Below are 17062 nucleotides of genomic sequence, written 5' to 3'. Positions count from 1 at the left end.
CTTCGTCGCATTTGATATTGCGATTATAATATCAAAATTACCGTGATGAAGTAAACACATTTTTTTTGGATATTGAAATTCACACGTTAATTTCTTACTGTTTGTTGGCAACAATTGCATACGTACCCAGTGGGCTCCCAGGCCCCGAGGCTCGATGTGTTCTGAGTAATTTCAGTTCGGAAAGAAGAAGTGTTTTTACTTTGTCAGGAATCGGAAGCAGTTTCAGTTCCACAGGTGCTTCTGCCAGTGTCATTTCAGTTTCCCACCGACCGTCTTGCAGCTCAGGAGAATGGATTGAAGCCTCTTCCTTGATCGTCCAGCCTGCCGAAGTGACAAGTTCTTGTATATCCTCCGGTGTAAAAAGCGTACGCACATTGGAGAAGCTGTTCTCCTTGTAACATTCGACCTGGGACTGAATGAGAACAGATAACCAGTGAGAGAGCTGGCTCACATCTGTAACGCGTGCATCCCATTCGGCAAAACATAACTGATGTCCCCATGTCCTGACCTTGCTAAGAATCTGGGCGAGTTCGTCAAACGATTTCAAGTACCAGGAACAATGGGAAAGTACGATCACATCAAACTCATTCTCGGCAAATTGGGCTTGATCACTTAAAATGTCAAAATCATAATCCATTCGAATTCGATCACCCAGCGGAGAACTCCGTAGCTTGGCTGCCGCTTCGCCTACGGTCAGCGGTGAACCATAATCCTCTGGAGCAATATCTACACCATGAACGTACCCATGCTCCCCCACCAGATGTGCAAGCACGGCCGTTGTATCTCCCTGACCACACCCGATTTCCAGAACACGGCTTCCTTCCTTGATTCCCCAAAAGAGTCCCAGTTTCATCCGATGCTCAGTCTGAATGTACTGAATGGCGGCGTTGTCCTCCACGTCCATATACTTAATAAGGTCCCTGATGATAGATTCATTCATGATTCCTCACTCCTCAAAGAGCAACTTGAACTACTTGCTCATTGTAGCGTTACTGGAAAAATTGTACAATGCTGGATTCTATGAAAGAACCATGTACGAAGAAGAGCCTATCTTGCAGCAGCAGATGTGGACCTCTGCTACATATCAAGGCCTATGCCCACTGGGTTGCAAGCTTCTGAAGATAGGGTGTCAGCATGGGCTCTAATTCCTTGCGCATAAGTCCGATCTCCAAGATCGCCTGAATATATCCGAATTGATCGCCAATATCGTAGCGATGTCCTTTCAGTTCAAGGGCTAACAATTCCTCCATCTGACTTACTTCTTTCAAGGCATCCGTTAACTGATATTCCCCTCCAGCCCCTCTCTCAATCTGATCAAGGATTGGAAAAATGGAGGGTTTCAGAATGTATCGTCCCATTACAGCTGTTCGGGATGGGGCTTCTGCAAGGGAAGGTTTTTCAACCAAATTAGTGACTCGATGAACCCGGTCCTCTGCACCGTTGGAATCAATGATGCCATATTTGCTCACATTTGCCGTGTCTACCTGACGGACACCTATAATCTGATTACCTGTCTTTTCATAGAGATGAACCATCTGGGCAAGTGCAGGCGGATCAGACACCATAATGTCATCACCGAGCAGTACTGCGAAGGCATCATCTCCTACAAACTGCCGTGCACAACCAATGGCATGCCCCAGACCAAGCGGTTCTTTTTGACGAATAAAATGAATATTGGCCATCTCGCTGATCGCTTGCACCTCTTCCAACAAAGACTGTTTGCCCTTGGCGTATAACGAATGTTCAAGTTCAACTGATTTATCAAAATGATCCTCTATGGATTTTTTGTTGCGTCCGGTCACAATGAGGATATTCTCAATGCCTGATTGCACTGCTTCTTCAACAATGTATTGGATAGCTGGTTTGTCTACAATCGGTAACATCTCTTTGGGCTGTGCTTTGGTCGCTGGCAGGAACCGAGTTCCGAGACCCGCTGCCGGAATAACTGCTTTTTTAATTCGCATTTCATCACACACTCCTTTCATATGCTTCGTATAACTAATATTTCATACTGCGCGCAGCTAAGTTGCTATACGAAACACCCAATATCTACTAGCCATATAGTTCAGGACCATTCCCATCAATGTCGCCAGGATCTTGCTCATCACGAGACTCCAACCCAACATATCGTGCAAAGTCATCAGAATGAGGGCAGATAACGCGAGAACGACGAGATTGGTGATTAGAAAACGAATAAGTTTCGCTCTAGCGTTACCCCCTCGTGCCGCATTTCGAAAAGTCCACCTACCATTCAGCCAATAACTGTTCGCAACACCGCAGCTGTACGAGATTACCTGGGCAATCAGAACCGGCACACCGACCACTGCGAGTAAAGCAAACACCAACGCATCCACTACCGTATTCGCAACACCTACAATACCAAACTTGAAGATTGTTACCAGACGCTTAGTCATGATGAGCAACTCGGGCTGTCAATCGGGATTGCGCTTGCTGACTCTCGGCCTGAACCACATCTCTTACAATGTATAGTGGACGTGCCTTGGTCTCATCATAGATTCGGCCAACGTACTCGCCCAGAATACCCAGCATGATCAGGATGAATCCATTAAACATCAGCATGATACTCACAATGGATGGCCATCCCTTAATTGTTGAATCCGTAAATATGGCCGAAACAATAACCGTTAACATATAGATGAATCCGCCAACCGACAGGATCGCACCTACATAACCTGCAAGTTTGAGCGGTTTATACGAAAATGAAGTAATGCCGTCCAGGCTCAGCTTCAGCATGCGTTTTAGCGGATATTTTGTTTCGCCTGCCAGACGTTCATCACGTTCATATTCAATAGCCGTCTGACGAAATCCAACCCAACTGACCAACCCGCGCACAAATCGGTTTTTCTCCGGAAGACGTTTCATCTCATCACATACTTTGCGGTCAATCAGGCGAAAATCTCCGGTGTCCACTGGGATATCCGTATCCGTTGAGGCACGAAGTACACGATAGAACAGACTTGCCGACCATTTCTTGAAGCGAGTTTCTCCACTTCGTCTGGTGCGACGGGCATATACGACTTCATAACCCTCTTTCCATTTGGCGATCATATCCAGTATCAGTTCGGGAGGGTCCTGCAGATCCGCATCAATAATAACCACCGCATCCCCCACTGCGTAATCCATACCCGCTGTTATCGCAATCTGATGTCCGAAGTTACGGGCAAAATCAATCAGCTTCACACTCTCGTCCCAACGTGCGTAATCACGGATCATCTGTGCACTTCGATCCACGCTGCCATCATTGACAAACAACAGTTCATAGCTCTCTCCTGTGCTGCCCATGACCTTCTTCAGACGCCGATAAGTCTCCTCGATCACCGCTTCCTCGTTATACATGGGAATAATAATGCTGTATCGGTACGCTTGAGCCATGTTCGTCCCCTCCCTTTTCCAATGGACTTCGTTCGAGATTTTCACTCTATATAAATTGAACTAGAGAATATTTACACTGCACACTTCGATGACAGAACAACCTTCCAATCGCTGTTATCCCCAGATTTTTTGATTCCCTTTCTAAAGGGAAAATCCGGTGATAGCGTATGCTTCCGATGTAGCTTTCTTGCAGAAAGCTTGTAGGCGAACGCTTCGCTTTTTCAGGTTTTTTCTGTCCTCTCCGTTATCGTGTAAATGACAAGTTCAATTTATATAGCTACAATTTCACTTCGTACAAGGTGGTCTGTCCGCTAAATCCAAAGCCAGCTCTGTTTCCGGTGTCTCCGTTATCCATAGATCCGCTGTCGGTGCCTGTCTTCCATTCTGACGTTGGTATCTCGGTTCCATGCTCTTTGATCCAATCGGTAATTTCTGAGTTTCCTCCGCGACCACCCATGCCACCAACCATGAAGTATTTCACTTGCCCGCTCTTGACGAGTTGCTCAAGTTCCTCTGTTGTGTACACCGGGTCTGATCCGGAAAAACCGCCAAGCGTGATCACTGCTTCTTTCTCATCGATGATATAAGGTGCTGCCTGATTGTAGTCCGTAGTGGCGAAGAGATACGTTTCGCCTGTATTATGTTCTTTCAGATAATTCAATGTGGCTGTATCCACTTCTTCGTTACGGCTGCCCATTCCGCCACGACCACCCCTTGAAGGCATTTCTGTATCTCCTGCACTGTTCCCCATCGGCATGCCCATTCCTGCTCCACCAAACATGCCATTGGAACCAGTAGGTCCCGCTGCCGGAATCATGCTGTTGCCACCATAAGTAATTGGGGTGAATGCCCAGTAAATTGGACCGATCAGCATCACCATGAATCCCGCAATAATGAAGCCCTGTTTCCATCGATGTGTGCGATGAAGCATAACGACCAGGATGACCGTGACCAGAATGCCTGCAATTAATTCACTTATGGACCATCCTGCACCAATCGTATCGTTATACGCCTGCATGATATACCAGCCAAACAGTGTCGTCAGCAGCACGGACACCGGAAGCAACCATGCCGGCCATCCGCTGCGATCACGATATAATTTCCACATCGCTACAAATCCTGCACCAGTCAGCGCTGCAATTGGAGGTGCAAGCATAATCAGATAATATTGATGGAAGAAACCTGCCACACTGAAAAAGGCAGCAACCGGAAGCAGCCAGGCCAACCAGAACAAGGCCTCCTTGTGCTTGCTGGTTATACTTCTCCGTCTTAACCCTGCAAATATGGCAATGCACCCAAGCAGCACAACTGGCAATAGCCAACTTGCTTGACCCGACAGTTCAGTCTGGAACAGACGCAGAGGACCTTTCTCCCCTGTACCAAACATGCCCCCCATGCCTCCGCCACCATTACCACCAAAATTTCTTCCGTTTGGCATTTCCATATCATTTGGCATCTGTCCGTTCGGGAAATTACCATTCGGCCTATTCATGCCGCCCATGGCGTTTGTACCGTTCGAACCATTCATATTATCGTTATCCGGTGCATCGACATCGTGCCCAGCCTCAGGAACACCACTGCCTGTCTGATTAGGGCCTGAAGACAAGTCTCCTCGATTGCCACGATTGTTTCCCTGTCCGATCCCATTTGGCATACCTGCGTTACCTGCCGTATTCTGCTGGCCCGTTAGGCGAGCCAGACCATTGTATCCAAAGGCGAGTTCCATGACCGAGTTCGTTTCACTGCTGCCGATATAAGGTCTTTGGTCTTCGGGTATGGAATCCACAGTCACCGCCCAGGATAAGGAAACGACCACCAGAACTGCTGTGCTGCCGAACAGCAGGATGATCTTCCTTCTCCATTTCGCCTGAAATGCGAGCAAATAGAACAAATAAAAAGCCGGGAGAATCATGTAGGCTTGAAGCATTTTCATATTAAAGGCTATGCCTATTAACCCAAAGGCAACGAGAATGCGCCAAGCATTGCCTTGTTTGCTGCCTTTGAACAAAAATCATGAACCCAGCAGTAGTGTAAACACCAGCATACTGTCAATATTGTTGGTCCGGCTGACTGCCGCCACGACAGGCACAGTCGCCATTGCAAGCGCCGAGATCCGTGCTGCTGCAAGACCGTATGTAGGTTTCACCATAAAATAGATCAGGAGCACCGAACCGATCCCCGCTAATACCTGAGGCAAAATAACACTCCATCCGTGCAATCCGAAGACATAGGCAAAGGCCGTTTGAATCCAGAAGACAACAGGTGGTTTATCTACAGTGACCGAGCCTGCCGAGTCTAATGAAGCATAGAAAAAGTTATGGAAGTTGCTGAGCATACTACCAACGGCAGTCGTATAGTAGGAATTGGCATATTGATCGTTCCAGATACCGTACCCATTCAGAAACGCCGCCAGTAATACAATCGGCAGAAGGACAAGATCCATCCTTCTTTTGGTGTTATTCAATGTTAATCACTCCTTCAAAGTTCTTCATGTCTAATATTGTGACATGCCAAAATAAAACTGGGATGAGTACCCGCTGAATGTTGTCTGAGGATAATTCACAATCCTTTCAGCTAAATTTCAGTTTGGCAAGCGATAATACAACATACAGTCCCTCTCTTAATTGAGGGAGAACTAAGATGGAAGCAAGCAAGGAGGAACCCCGCATTATGAAGCTTAGCAGCGGAATTAAAATATTATTGGCTGATGATGAACCGCATATTTTGCAATTTCTGGAGCTTGGATTAAGCAATGAAGGCTTCGATGTGCGTACGGCACCGGATGGAGCGGCTGCGCTTGAGTTGGCACTTGAATTCAGGCCACATATGGCTATTCTGGATGTCATGATGCCAGAGATGGATGGATTCGAAGTGGTCGAGCGACTTCGTAAGACCGGAACTCAGGTTGGCGTTATTATGCTGACAGCGAAGGACGAAGTCGAGAATCGGGTTAAGGGCCTTTGGCTAGGTGCTGACGATTACATGATCAAACCCTTTGCCTTCGACGAGCTGCTCGCTCGGATTCAGGCCAGACTACGCAATCAATTTCCTTTATTAATAGGAGCTGTCACCCACGGTCCCTTCCGAATTGATGATCAGCGCAAAGAAATAACCTATCAGAATCAGGTCCTGGAGCTATCTCCTACCGAATACGAACTGTTAAAATTTATTGTGCTTAATCATGGGATTGTACTTAGCAAAGCGACCATTCTAAGCCGGGTGTGGGGGTATGATTTTGGCGGGGAAGAAAATATTGTGGAGGTATACGTTCGCTCCTTGCGCGACAAACTCGGGGATAAAGAGCATAAACTCATTCGCACGCTTCGAGGTGTCGGTTACAGGGTGGATCTCTAATGAACTCGCTGCCTAAGAAAAATAAACTTCGTTTAAGACGTCTTCACCAATGGATCTGGCCCCGTTCACTGCGTTCTCAATTGTTCTCACGTTCTCTGTTATTGCTTGCTGGGCTACTATTGTTAATCGGTATCCTGCAATTCTGGATCATGGAAAGCTTTCTCTATCGGAATCAGGCAAAAACCATGGAAGAACAGCTCATGTCCATGCCCCCGGTTTGGCTCGGAATTCAATCACGTAGTGGCTCTCCCAACAATCCTTTCGGTGGACAGGCAGGTAACGGATCTGGCAATCGGGTGCTATTTATTCCGGACCGTTCACTGGCCCTGTTTGATAATCAAGATACGTTCGAAGATGTTTTTGGAGAAGACGGTCTGAAAGCCCCTCATCTATCAAACGTTGAATATCAAGATATTACAGAAGAGTTGAAAGAACAAAAACATATTCCCTACCGGATCGTAACGGATAGCCAGGGGAATGAACAATTGATTGTATTCGCCTCACCGGGTCCACGCAATCGAGGCTTACCCATGGTCCAGATGGGCACAGCTACGAAGCCACTGAGAGACTTGATTATTAAACAGCTTCTGATCTTCCTCATGTTATCACTGTTGGCCATGGTAGCCGGTCTTATTTTATACACTAAGGTATTACGCCGGACGCTGGTTCCCCTGTCCAACATGGTGAATAAAGTACAGCAGATCGATGCAGGCAGCCTCGCAGAACGCCTTCCCGTCGTTCAGGGACAAGAGGAAGTGGATCAGCTCGCAGTTTCATTCAATGGCATGCTCGAAAGGTTGGAGAACTCGTTCGAAGCGGAGCGGGAATCGAAAGAGCAGATGCAGCGATTCTTGTCCGATGCTTCCCATGAGCTTCGTACTCCGCTTACCTCCATTCACGGCTTCATTGAAGTTCTACAGCGTGGTGCAGCGACCAATCAAGATCAATTGTATAAAGCACTGGACAGCATGCACGGCGAATCAATACGAATTAACAAGCTGGTTGAAGATTTACTGCTCCTGACCAAGTTGGATCAGGCTCCGAAGCAGGAGCGTGAGATCATTCAGCTGGACAGTCTTCTGCTCGAAATGCAACCACAACTTGCGATGATGGCACAGTTGAGATCCATTCATCTCGACCTGACGGCTGCGGTCCATGTACTGGCTGACCCTTATAAGCTGAAACAGGTTGTGCTGAATCTGTTCCATAATGCGGTGCAGCACACCGATCCAGAGCATGGAGCCATCTCCATTACGTTGTATGCCACGCACCATAAGGCTGAATTGTCGGTAAAGGATAACGGCACAGGCATCGAACCTGCACATCTACCCCATATCTTTGAGCGATTTTACCGCACAAGTAGTTCTCGTTCGCGCAAACAAGGTGGTGCAGGTCTCGGTCTAGCCATTACCCGCTCGATTGTGGAGTCGCATGGTGGGAAAATTACAGTACGAAGTCAAATAGGCTTGGGGACTGAATTTATGATTTTGCTGCCGCTGCATAAGACTGATGTCTAGGCTGAGCTTCGGCTCTACGCAAGCTAAAAGGTGGCTATAGCAGCGCTACGTAAGATCTACTTGATCATTATTCATGCACTAGTCAAGCTCTCCAAACGCTACTTTTCTTCCATTTTAATTTTGGCTTTTCATTGCATGAAGAATCCCCCTTTCATTTCGTTTGAGAACTGAAGGGGGGGATTCTTTTTTGTATCTGATTAGTATAGTGGTATCCTAATTTTTACAGGCTAACGAATCTGAGGCGTCTTATTCAAGCATTTGAAGCTCCCCCAGAAATCTAATGAACCTGAGCCACGTTATACTAGAATAAACAGCCATTTACTGCTTTTTTCTAAGGGGATTTCTGGAAATAGCGTGTCTGATGTTCCTTACAATTTAAGAAGCGTACCTAGATGCCGAATAAGACGTTCTGAGTTCGTTAGAAAATCGTCTAGGCATTCACTAAGATTAGCCAGGATCAGCAATCTTGGACCTCAAGACTTTTGAGACGATGGTATCCATCATCGTATAGCTTGCCTAAGTTTAAATTTGAGTTTGAAGACATTCTCTAAAATTAATACCGCTCTTTGACTACTTCTGGCAACGGTCGATTACCAAGGGTACACGCCATTTTCATCTAGGAATTCTCCGTTATGTCGTTTACCATCCGTCGCATAGCGCACGATAATCGCAGCGCCGGCTTCTTTTGATTTACCGCCTTCGGCATTGCCGTTAAGATCTGTTGATGTGAATCCGGGCGTGACTGCAAAGACTTGAGCCCTGCTGTTTCTGACTTCATAAGCCATCGAAAGTGTCATGGCACTGTTGGCCGTTTTGGATGAGTTATAGTCGAAGGCATTTAAAGTAAATTCCGCATTTTGCATATGGTCCAGAGAAGCCATGTCGGTCGATACATTAATGATTGTACCTTCATTATCTTTGATTAACGGGAACAAGCGCTGATTCAAACGGAACGTGCCGAAAAAGTTCACTTCGAAGGCGTTCCGCAGGTCTTCCTCTTTTGTATCCGTGAAGGAATGAGAGAACGCACCAGGCATACCCGCGTTATTGATTAGAAGGTTTATTGCGGGATAAGTCTTATGAATCGTATCGGCTGCCTGCTCAATGCTCTTCAAGTCGATCATGTCGATCTGTACAAATTCTACATCTAATCCCCTGGAAGTTAACTCCGAAACAGCTGCTTCCCCTCGTTCGACACTGCGTGCGCCAAGGATAACTTTCCAACCTGCTTCACCCAGCTGCTTTACAATTTCATATCCAATTCCTTTATTTGCTCCGGTTACAAAAACAGTCTTTTTCATGCGAATCCTTCTTTCCCTAATATGATTTTTATTTAACAATGTATAAGTTACTATGCTACACTTAGTGTAGGTCAAATTATTTTTATAAAAGGGAGATTCACATGTTAACGATTGGAGAAGTAGCGAAAAAAGTTGAGATTTCAATTGGAGCGATCCGCTTTTATGAAAGAAAGGGACTGCTGAAACCTGCTGCACGAAATGAGCAGAATAACCGTCTTTATTTGGAGGATGATCTGAACTGGCTGGTCTTTATCAAATGCCTTCGCGAAACGGGGATGAGTGTGGAAGACATCAAAAAGTATTATGATCAGGTCAATGAAGGAACCTCCACCCTGAAGGAGAGAACCAAGCTGATTGAGGACCAAAAGCAAAAGTTGCTGAATGATATCGAGGAGAAAAAAGCGCAGCTTGTTCATTTGGATAACAAACTGGAGCGCTATTATCGAGGAGAAAATTTTTAAAATAATCTTGTCCTATAAATTAAATGAAAGAAAAAGATCAGGCAGCCAGCAATAACTGTCTAACCTGATCTGAAGAAGTGTTTAACCTATAGCGATTTTAAAGAGGATAAAAAAGTTCAATCAAAAAAGACCTTCGCGCTTACACAGTTGATAATGGATATAGGGTTCATCCTCGATCTCGATCAAATTTAACCGTTCAAAATCACATTTCTGTATGACCTTGTTGGATGCTTGATTGGTAGTCAAAGCGATGGCATTTAATATTTCAACGTTTGTATGTTCAAACAAATACTCCGTCATTCCTTTTACTGCCTGCGTTGTATAGCCACGATTCCTGAAGTGTTTCGAAATACCATACATAATCTCCCGATTGGGTGCTGGCAGTTCGTCCTTGATCCCTGAGCAGCACCATCCTATGAACTCATCATTCTCTTTAAGTACGATAGCCATACGTAAATATAACTCTCCGATATTGCCTCCCGCCATCACAGCTTGTTTAAAACGCTGATTTTCAGGGATTTCATATTCGGTGAGCCACAGGGTCCTGTCTTCAATCGTAGCGTTCCATCCCGGTAACAATTCATACACCTCAGGTTGCCACGTAATTTCTTGCAGTTTCTCTAAGTCCTCAAGTCGATACTCGCGCAAATAAATATCCTTGCAATCAATGATTAATTCATCACTTGAAATGGTCTGTTTCATAAGGTTACCTCCACATACTGATTTACGTTACATCATTATAGAAATAGAGTCGTGAACCATTGCCTTAAAGGCAATGCCTTGATATGTATAGCGTCAGGATCTTGGGTTTTTTCCAGTTGGGGAAAACACTCTGGATATTGAGCCAAATATTCGCTAACACACCATCGAACCGACCAGTTAATATCTGTTGACCAATTTATCCATTTATGTATTTCCTCCTTTGGAGCATTTTGCAATAATCCATGCATATACCATCCACGCACTCCCCCTTCTGTTTCATTCATTAAATACACCCAATACAACTTTCGCTCTCGTTCGTTCATCGGTTCGCTGAGGGTCGATACTGCAATTTTACGAACAATAGCGGATGAATCCTTAGTGAAGCTCCACATCTCTTCACGTGATAATCCCCCCCTCTCCACCAAAACTGTTAAAGAGAGCGCTCTTTCAATATCATCCATTGAATGAATTTTGTTTTAGAGATTTTGATTTTTTATACTTACGATGGGTAAAGTTTTTGTTATGTACCTTAGCTTATCTGCCCTGTTCATATAACGAATTGTATTCTCAACATTAATTCGAGGAGCCAGGTTATCATCATCCTCAAGTGGTTCTCCATGCTCGACTAATAAGTTTCTCAGCATCTCGGAACTTAAACTCGGAAATTGGGAGAACAAATGGGCCGCAACACCAGCCACAAGCGCAGCAGCTCCAGAGGTCCCCCCATAAAAAGATACGCGCTGACCCGAATCTTCAGTTTCATAAGAGGGATTGTAAGGTGTAGTCTGGGCGCTAATATATCTGGCCTAAAGTGACCATCTCCATTTCTGCCATAAGGTTCATCAGGGAAAGGAACGTGTAATGAACGATCGGCCTTTCCACGATCAACATAGCCTCCTACTGCTAGATATTGTATTGGAGGCATGATGTTATTTAAACGTGTATTTCCATTCGAACAAATAACCAAAATGCCCTGTTGCACAGCTGTTGCCAGTGCTTTAACCGTTGAGTTTTCACTCGTATTTTTAAGATGAACTTCATTATCTAATGCCTGCCAACCAGTGCTTAAAATAATTTTTATATTCCATTCGACCCCATGTTCAAGAATCCAATCCATTCCTTTTTTCAGACGTTCTCCTTCTCCAGTTGTAAATGCGCCATGATCTAAAACGATAAATGTTGCTGCTGGTGCAATCCCGACGTGAATTTGTTCCTCTAACAGAATAGGTTCATGGGCTAAAGCCAGTACACTCATAAGGCCATGTTCACCTTTCTGTTTATCCTCCTCCCTGTTCATAGATGAAATGTCTCGCACAGTGACAGTCATATTTTCATGTACGGCAACACATTTGATTCGTGTATTTAAGTGATTTACGAGATGATGTGGTTTAATTGAATCGATAATTACAATCCCCACACCCAGACCAGAAGTATGAAAATCAGGTTGTTCAGCAAAACCTAACCTTTTCCATGTCGGATCGGGTATTGCTCTGTCCACACGATCACCTCAGATTTTGATATCATTAGAATACTCTCGCCTTCCGCTTAATGTACATTATCATTGATCCAACTAAAATTGGCAGATTTCGAGCACCCTGGCGATCTTATTTATACTGGAATCAAACAAGGCTCTCTTTTGCCATAAACTCATCTTTGGTTAATCCAAAGAGGATCATATCCTGGTATTTTCCATCCATATAGATCACCTGACGACGGACACCTTCCTGAACACATCCAAGTTTTCTCATCATGGCTGCAGAAGGTTCATTTCCTTCGAGTACAGAATCATTAAATTTGTTGAGCCTGCGCTCGAAGAAGGCATACTTCAACAAGATTCGAACGGCTCTGGTTCCGTATCCTTTTCCTCGATGATCCCTATCAATTTGAATACCAATGCTAAAGGTACCGTTCCTTTCATCAATGCTATTCAGATTCACACCTCCGACATTTTCACCATCCATATTTACAATGGTAAACATGATCCGTCCTTTGGCTAAAGAAAAATCAGAGAAGTTATCCGTGAAATTCTTCGCTTCAACATGGGTTGGCGGTAACTCTACTGCACACTCCAATAACCGACGGGCAGGTGTATCAAAGCGGTTATAATAATGATCCTCCCAATCTTCCTCACGCAAAGCACGTAGTCTGACCTTATCATCCTGCCAGAAATATTGACTATAATCGATCTCTCTCATCCCAAGTCCCCCCGCATATTTAACCAGATTTTTACTTCGAGCTACAAACATAATAACCCATAATGTGGAATTGGAGGAGATTTGTTTTCATTAAATACAACGAAAAATAACCCCCGAACAGGACAAAACCTGTCGGAGGCTATACTCTAATTTATCTCAAATTGTCATTACGATTCTTCCGGGTATTGAGGTTTGGACACGTTATCCGGAACCGTTTCGTCAAAAATATCCTGACCTGGATAATCCCTTACTTCTCCCTCGTGAAGTTCATGATTTTCATAATCAAAACGATGTGCAGACCTTTGATCCACCCGCCACGGAGAACTTTTCCCGAGAGACTCGGATAACAGAGATGAACCGTAAGGACCCTCCGGGAATTCTTCAAGAGTGATATCGTTTCGCTGCGACTCCACCGTAGACACATCGGTATATTCTTGCCGTTCTTCACGCAAAAACTTATCTTTCATCGTTTATCCCTCCTGATCCACTTCAGATGATCAACGTCCACTTATTGTGAGCGAGGACAAACGCATTTATGCATGATCTTTGGAAAACACTGCGTTTAGGTTTCGATCCATTACCGGATCCATCACGATCATTATCGCCATCACAATTGGCGAATCCATATTAATAGTACAAAAACAATGAGGCCAGCGAGGCTAATCCAGGTATCACGTTTGGACCATACTAATAACGATGAACGTCCTCCGAGCATAGAGTGCTCTCTAACTTTACGCATTTCCATCGCAATGGTCATATCCTCTGCACGTTGGAACAGTGCCATTAACAAGGGAATCACCATCGGACCCAGGTCACGAATTCGAACGGTATTTGGTCTTAAAGCTGCCTTTCCACGTGCCCGTACGATCAGTGAGAATCGCTGCCACTCACTCCAGATCATCGGGATAAACCGAAAGATTAACGAAACAGCTAGAGCGAACGAAGCTACGGGCAACCTGATCTTTTTACCGATACCGAGTACCCAGTTAAGCCCTTCTACCATTCGCCCATAAGGCGTCGTCAGTGAAAACCATAGACTTGCCAACGTGACGATAAACAAACGATACACATTCAGCAAAGTGCCCTCCGCCTGCATCAGGGAAAAGCCAAAGTGCAGACCTCCTCCCTCTGTTGAAAGGGTTGTCCCAGATAACGCCGTTGATATGATGAAAAAGAATAACAGTGGCTTCATTAATTTCATACATCCAGCCAAAGTCTGACGCGGGAGCACGGCAAGTGCTGCTATTACCGGCACCAGTGTTAACGTCAATCCCAACCAGCGCTGTTGAAGCATCGCAGCAGTGACCAGCAAGATATACAGAATCCATTTCAGACGCGGGTCCATGACGCCATATAATCCGCCTGAATGAGTCCATGTGTTCGGAAGAAGCTTTGGATCATCTTCCGTTTTAATGGACGACAGCATCAGTGCTTCTTTTTCATACTTCATTGAATCGTTCTTGACTTCCTTCGCTACCGTCCATGATGCTTCTATCGATTCGTTTTGAATCTGTACTTCAACTAGCTTGGACTGAACAATACATTCAGCCATCTCTTCTGGCGTCATCGCGGTCAAAGGCAGCTCAAGACCCGCTGCTCTAAACTGCTGTGCCAGTCTCATCGATGGCGGCAGTCCGATCCCTGTCTGCTCCAGCAGTTCAGGCCTTTTGTGAAGTTCTCTCGGCGTAAGATCGGCGATTAAACGGCCTTCCTGCAACAGCAATACTCGATCCGCACAAGGCAAAAATGTATCCAGATCATGGGTTGCTACCACGCCCCCACCACCTGCCAGACGATGTTGCTCCAATACATCCAGCAAAAGCCCGACACTTTGCGCTTCCAACCCTGCGCTTGGCTCATCCAGCAGAAGCCAGTGTGGATTGGTCACACTTCCGAGAGCAAGACCTAACCTGCGCTTCTCTCCCCCACTTAGAGCAAATGGTGACCTGTCCAGATGAAAACGTCGGTCCAACTCTGAGGACACTGGCGGGTCCCATTGCTTCAGTGCTTTTATGATCTGCTCTTGTTGATGTTTCTCTGAAAGTCGATAGGGACGCAGAGAATATGTGAATTCACGCTGAATACTTCGGGCAAACAGTTGTTGTTCCGGAAATTGAAACAGTAGTCCCATTTGCAATAAAATCGACTGCGGCACTTTTCCTTCTTTCCAGAAAGGTGTGCCATCCAATGTGATACTTCCTGCATCGGGCGGTCTCAGACCAGCCAACGTCTGTAGTAAAGTTGTTTTTCCTGAACCCGTACAGCCCAGCAGCAAGGTGATTTCCCCACTGTTCAACTGGACACTCACATCTTCAAGCAGTGCACGTTTGCTCGATTCCGATGCTTCTATACGTATACTGGTTAGCTCGATCTCCAACGTGCGACCTCCTTAGCCAGTTGCTCAGGTCGCAGTGGCATGGCTTCTGGCATCATACCTTTTTGCTTGAGCAATAACGCAGTTTTTACAGTAAAAGGAGGATCCAACCCTAACCGTTCACAGGGGGATAGCTGTACATTTTCCCGTGTAGCCTTCTCATTCAGCTCTGTTTCATAGAAAAAGGACTCCGGCTCCCCGTTGTACACACAACGTCCCCTCTCCATAGCAATGATTCGATGACACAGGGTTGCTTCCTCCAGATGGTGTGTAATCCAGATCACCGTTGTCCCTCGCTGGGTAATCTTCTGAACGATGGACTCGATACGGTCTCTTGCTCCGGGATCAAGCATGGCTGTTGGCTCATCCAGAATCAATATATCCGGTTTGGCTGCGAGCGCTACAGCAATATTAAGCAGTTGTTTCTGTCCACCGGATAATTGTGAGACAGCCTTCTCCGGGGGATATTGAAGTCCTACAGTATGTAATGCATCCTGCCTGCGCTCCAATTGCTCTTCTACAGAATCCATCAATGGTGACAGTGCAAAATGAAACTCCTCTTCAATCGTATCGCCTAGTACCTGTGCATCCGGTTGCTGCAATACACCCCGAACGGTAAGTTCATCCGAGATATCCCGTACCCCTCCAGATAGTGGAATGAATCCAATCAGTAGTCCAGCGAGTGTGCTTTTTCCACTGCCATTCGCCCCTACAATACTAATCCATTCTCCTTGGTGCAGCATAAGTGAGACCCCATCCAGCGCTTTCCTCACCTGACCACCTTCGGAAGCATAATGCACCCGAACATCTTCTAATGTAATTATAGGCAGGTTGCCTTGCATCGTAAATTAGTCCTTTCCCTTTCTATTTTTATGTGGTACGATCCTAATCGTCAACCACATTTATATTATTGGTTAACAATCATATTACCAAAATGGAGAGGATTGTTCAAACATGAAATTATCTTTGCGAGGTATTGTATTCAGCGCACTTATGGCCGCATTTTTAGTACTTTTTGGTTACATAAGCATTCCCATTGGCTTCTCCCCTGTACCGATAACATTACAAACCTTGGCTGTCATGCTGGCCGGAGGATTACTTGGTCCACTATATGGTTTCCTAAGCGTTACCATGGTTGTTCTGCTCACCGCTCTTGGTTTCCCCTTGCTGCACGGGACCGGAGGACTTGCGGTACTTCTTGGACCTACCGGAGGATATGTGATGATGTGGCCGATCTCCGCTTTATTAATTGGACTGTTGCTTGCACGAATCAATATCAAAGGTGTCACAGGATTCATTCTCGCTTTTGTTGTATTTGAACTATTTGGTTCACTGCTCGTGTATGTATCGGGTGTCCCTTGGCTTGCTTATGCTTACAAAATGGACCTACCTGAGGCCATGATTCAAGGGTTTTATCCTTACATTATTGGGGATCTGATTAAAGCTGTATTTGCTGCCATCATCATTGCGCCCGTGCGCATGGTTTTCCCACCTCAACGTCTCACAGGTAACATGCATTCAGCGGTTGTAAAAGCGGAGTCTTAATAGAAGCTACATAAGGCATCCGATCTGCCTATCTTGAAAACGACAAAACCGCCAAAATCACTTTGGCGGTTTCGTTACTTCTCATCCCCTATAAATTTATATTCTATATAAATTGAAATAAACATTTACACGAAACGGAGAGGACAGAAAGAGCCTGAAGAAGCGAAGCGTTCGCCTTTATCCCCGGATTTACTCCTTTATAAAAGGAATCAAAATAATC

Annotated in this window: 17 protein-coding genes, 1 pseudogene and 1 other annotated feature (1 of these 19 running past the window's edge); of the genes and pseudogenes, 4 read left to right on the top strand and 14 right to left on the bottom strand. The window is 45.4% G+C overall.

The window, feature by feature from the left end:
• Window positions 1–15, bottom strand: a binding site (T-box leader); it reaches 262 nt to the left of the window's first position.
• A gap of 79 nt (window positions 16–94) precedes the next feature.
• The 5 genes and pseudogenes from ACETMN_RS14060 to ACETMN_RS14040 form a co-directional block, all read right to left on the bottom strand.
• Entirely contained in the window at window positions 95–940 is an 846-nt protein-coding gene (locus ACETMN_RS14060; protein WP_091016668.1) for a class I SAM-dependent methyltransferase, read from the bottom strand.
• A 151-nt stretch (window positions 941–1091) separates the two neighbouring features.
• Window positions 1092–1964 (bottom strand): UTP--glucose-1-phosphate uridylyltransferase GalU, encoded by an 873-nt coding sequence (gene galU / locus ACETMN_RS14055; RefSeq protein ID WP_091016669.1) that lies wholly within the window; start codon window positions 1962–1964, stop codon window positions 1092–1094.
• A gap of 57 nt (window positions 1965–2021) precedes the next feature.
• On the bottom strand, window positions 2022–2414 hold the full coding sequence (locus ACETMN_RS14050; protein WP_149846586.1) for a GtrA family protein: 393 nt from the start codon (window positions 2412–2414) through the stop codon (window positions 2022–2024).
• Complete coding sequence (locus ACETMN_RS14045; protein ID WP_411736256.1) at window positions 2407–3393, bottom strand: glycosyltransferase family 2 protein; 987 nt, start codon at window positions 3391–3393, stop codon at window positions 2407–2409. Before ACETMN_RS14045 ends, ACETMN_RS14050 begins: the two co-directional genes overlap by 8 nt.
• 277 nt (window positions 3394–3670) lie before the next feature.
• Window positions 3671–5836 (bottom strand): annotated as a pseudogene (locus ACETMN_RS14040) (glycosyltransferase family 39 protein).
• 227 nt (window positions 5837–6063) lie between these two features.
• On the opposite strand from ACETMN_RS14040, the gene ACETMN_RS14035 reads away from it, so the two are divergent.
• Together ACETMN_RS14035 and ACETMN_RS14030 are read left to right on the top strand one after the other, a co-directional pair.
• On the top strand, window positions 6064–6747 hold the full coding sequence (locus tag ACETMN_RS14035; protein WP_091017711.1) for a response regulator transcription factor: 684 nt from the start codon (window positions 6064–6066) through the stop codon (window positions 6745–6747).
• The gene (locus ACETMN_RS14030; RefSeq protein WP_411736255.1) at window positions 6747–8264 is read left to right on the top strand and encodes a sensor histidine kinase; all 1518 of its coding nucleotides are present in this window, start codon (window positions 6747–6749) and stop codon (window positions 8262–8264) included. Before ACETMN_RS14035 ends, ACETMN_RS14030 begins: the two co-directional genes overlap by 1 nt.
• Before the next feature lie 590 nt (window positions 8265–8854).
• Here the strand turns inward: ACETMN_RS14030 and ACETMN_RS14025 are convergent.
• Complete coding sequence (locus tag ACETMN_RS14025; RefSeq protein WP_091016680.1) at window positions 8855–9565, bottom strand: SDR family NAD(P)-dependent oxidoreductase; 711 nt, start codon at window positions 9563–9565, stop codon at window positions 8855–8857.
• A 101-nt stretch (window positions 9566–9666) separates the two neighbouring features.
• On the opposite strand from ACETMN_RS14025, the gene ACETMN_RS14020 reads away from it, so the two are divergent.
• Window positions 9667–10026 carry a MerR family transcriptional regulator gene (locus tag ACETMN_RS14020; RefSeq protein ID WP_091016682.1) on the top strand — a complete coding sequence of 120 codons (360 nt, stop codon included), beginning with the start codon at window positions 9667–9669 and terminating at the stop codon, window positions 10024–10026.
• Window positions 10027–10146: 120 nt separating this feature from the next.
• Here ACETMN_RS14020 and ACETMN_RS14015 read toward each other — a convergent pair whose 3' ends face one another.
• The 8 genes from ACETMN_RS14015 to ACETMN_RS13980 form a co-directional block, all read right to left on the bottom strand.
• Complete coding sequence (locus tag ACETMN_RS14015) at window positions 10147–10728, bottom strand: GNAT family N-acetyltransferase (protein ID WP_411736254.1); 582 nt, start codon at window positions 10726–10728, stop codon at window positions 10147–10149.
• Window positions 10729–10763: 35 nt separating this feature from the next.
• On the bottom strand, window positions 10764–11189 hold the full coding sequence (locus tag ACETMN_RS14010; RefSeq protein ID WP_411736253.1) for a hypothetical protein: 426 nt from the start codon (window positions 11187–11189) through the stop codon (window positions 10764–10766).
• Between the two features lie 15 nt (window positions 11190–11204).
• The gene (locus tag ACETMN_RS14005) at window positions 11205–11426 is read right to left on the bottom strand and encodes a hypothetical protein (RefSeq protein ID WP_411736252.1); all 222 of its coding nucleotides are present in this window, start codon (window positions 11424–11426) and stop codon (window positions 11205–11207) included.
• Window positions 11381–12226 (bottom strand): S8 family serine peptidase, encoded by an 846-nt coding sequence (locus ACETMN_RS14000; RefSeq protein ID WP_411736251.1) that lies wholly within the window; start codon window positions 12224–12226, stop codon window positions 11381–11383. The genes ACETMN_RS14005 and ACETMN_RS14000 overlap by 46 nt, the downstream gene beginning before the upstream one ends.
• 121 nt (window positions 12227–12347) lie before the next feature.
• Entirely contained in the window at window positions 12348–12923 is a 576-nt protein-coding gene (locus ACETMN_RS13995; RefSeq protein ID WP_411736250.1) for a GNAT family N-acetyltransferase, read from the bottom strand.
• 167 nt (window positions 12924–13090) lie between these two features.
• Window positions 13091–13390, bottom strand: a complete 300-nt coding sequence (locus tag ACETMN_RS13990) for a hypothetical protein (protein ID WP_091016688.1) — start codon at window positions 13388–13390, stop codon at window positions 13091–13093.
• Between the two features lie 140 nt (window positions 13391–13530).
• Entirely contained in the window at window positions 13531–15300 is a 1770-nt protein-coding gene (locus ACETMN_RS13985; RefSeq protein WP_091016690.1) for an ATP-binding cassette domain-containing protein, read from the bottom strand.
• On the bottom strand, window positions 15285–16139 hold the full coding sequence (locus ACETMN_RS13980) for an ATP-binding cassette domain-containing protein (protein ID WP_091016692.1): 855 nt from the start codon (window positions 16137–16139) through the stop codon (window positions 15285–15287). The genes ACETMN_RS13985 and ACETMN_RS13980 overlap by 16 nt, the downstream gene beginning before the upstream one ends.
• A 112-nt stretch (window positions 16140–16251) precedes the next feature.
• Between ACETMN_RS13980 and ACETMN_RS13975 the strand changes: the two genes are divergently transcribed.
• The gene (locus tag ACETMN_RS13975; RefSeq protein WP_091016693.1) at window positions 16252–16842 is read left to right on the top strand and encodes a biotin transporter BioY; all 591 of its coding nucleotides are present in this window, start codon (window positions 16252–16254) and stop codon (window positions 16840–16842) included.
• The last annotated feature ends 220 nt before the right edge of the window (window positions 16843–17062 follow it).

The organism is Paenibacillus sp. M2 (genome assembly GCF_046713495.1).
GTDB classification, from domain to species: domain Bacteria; phylum Bacillota; class Bacilli; order Paenibacillales; family Paenibacillaceae; genus Paenibacillus; species Paenibacillus amylolyticus_B.
This window is presented reverse-complemented; position numbering and strand designations above follow the sequence as displayed.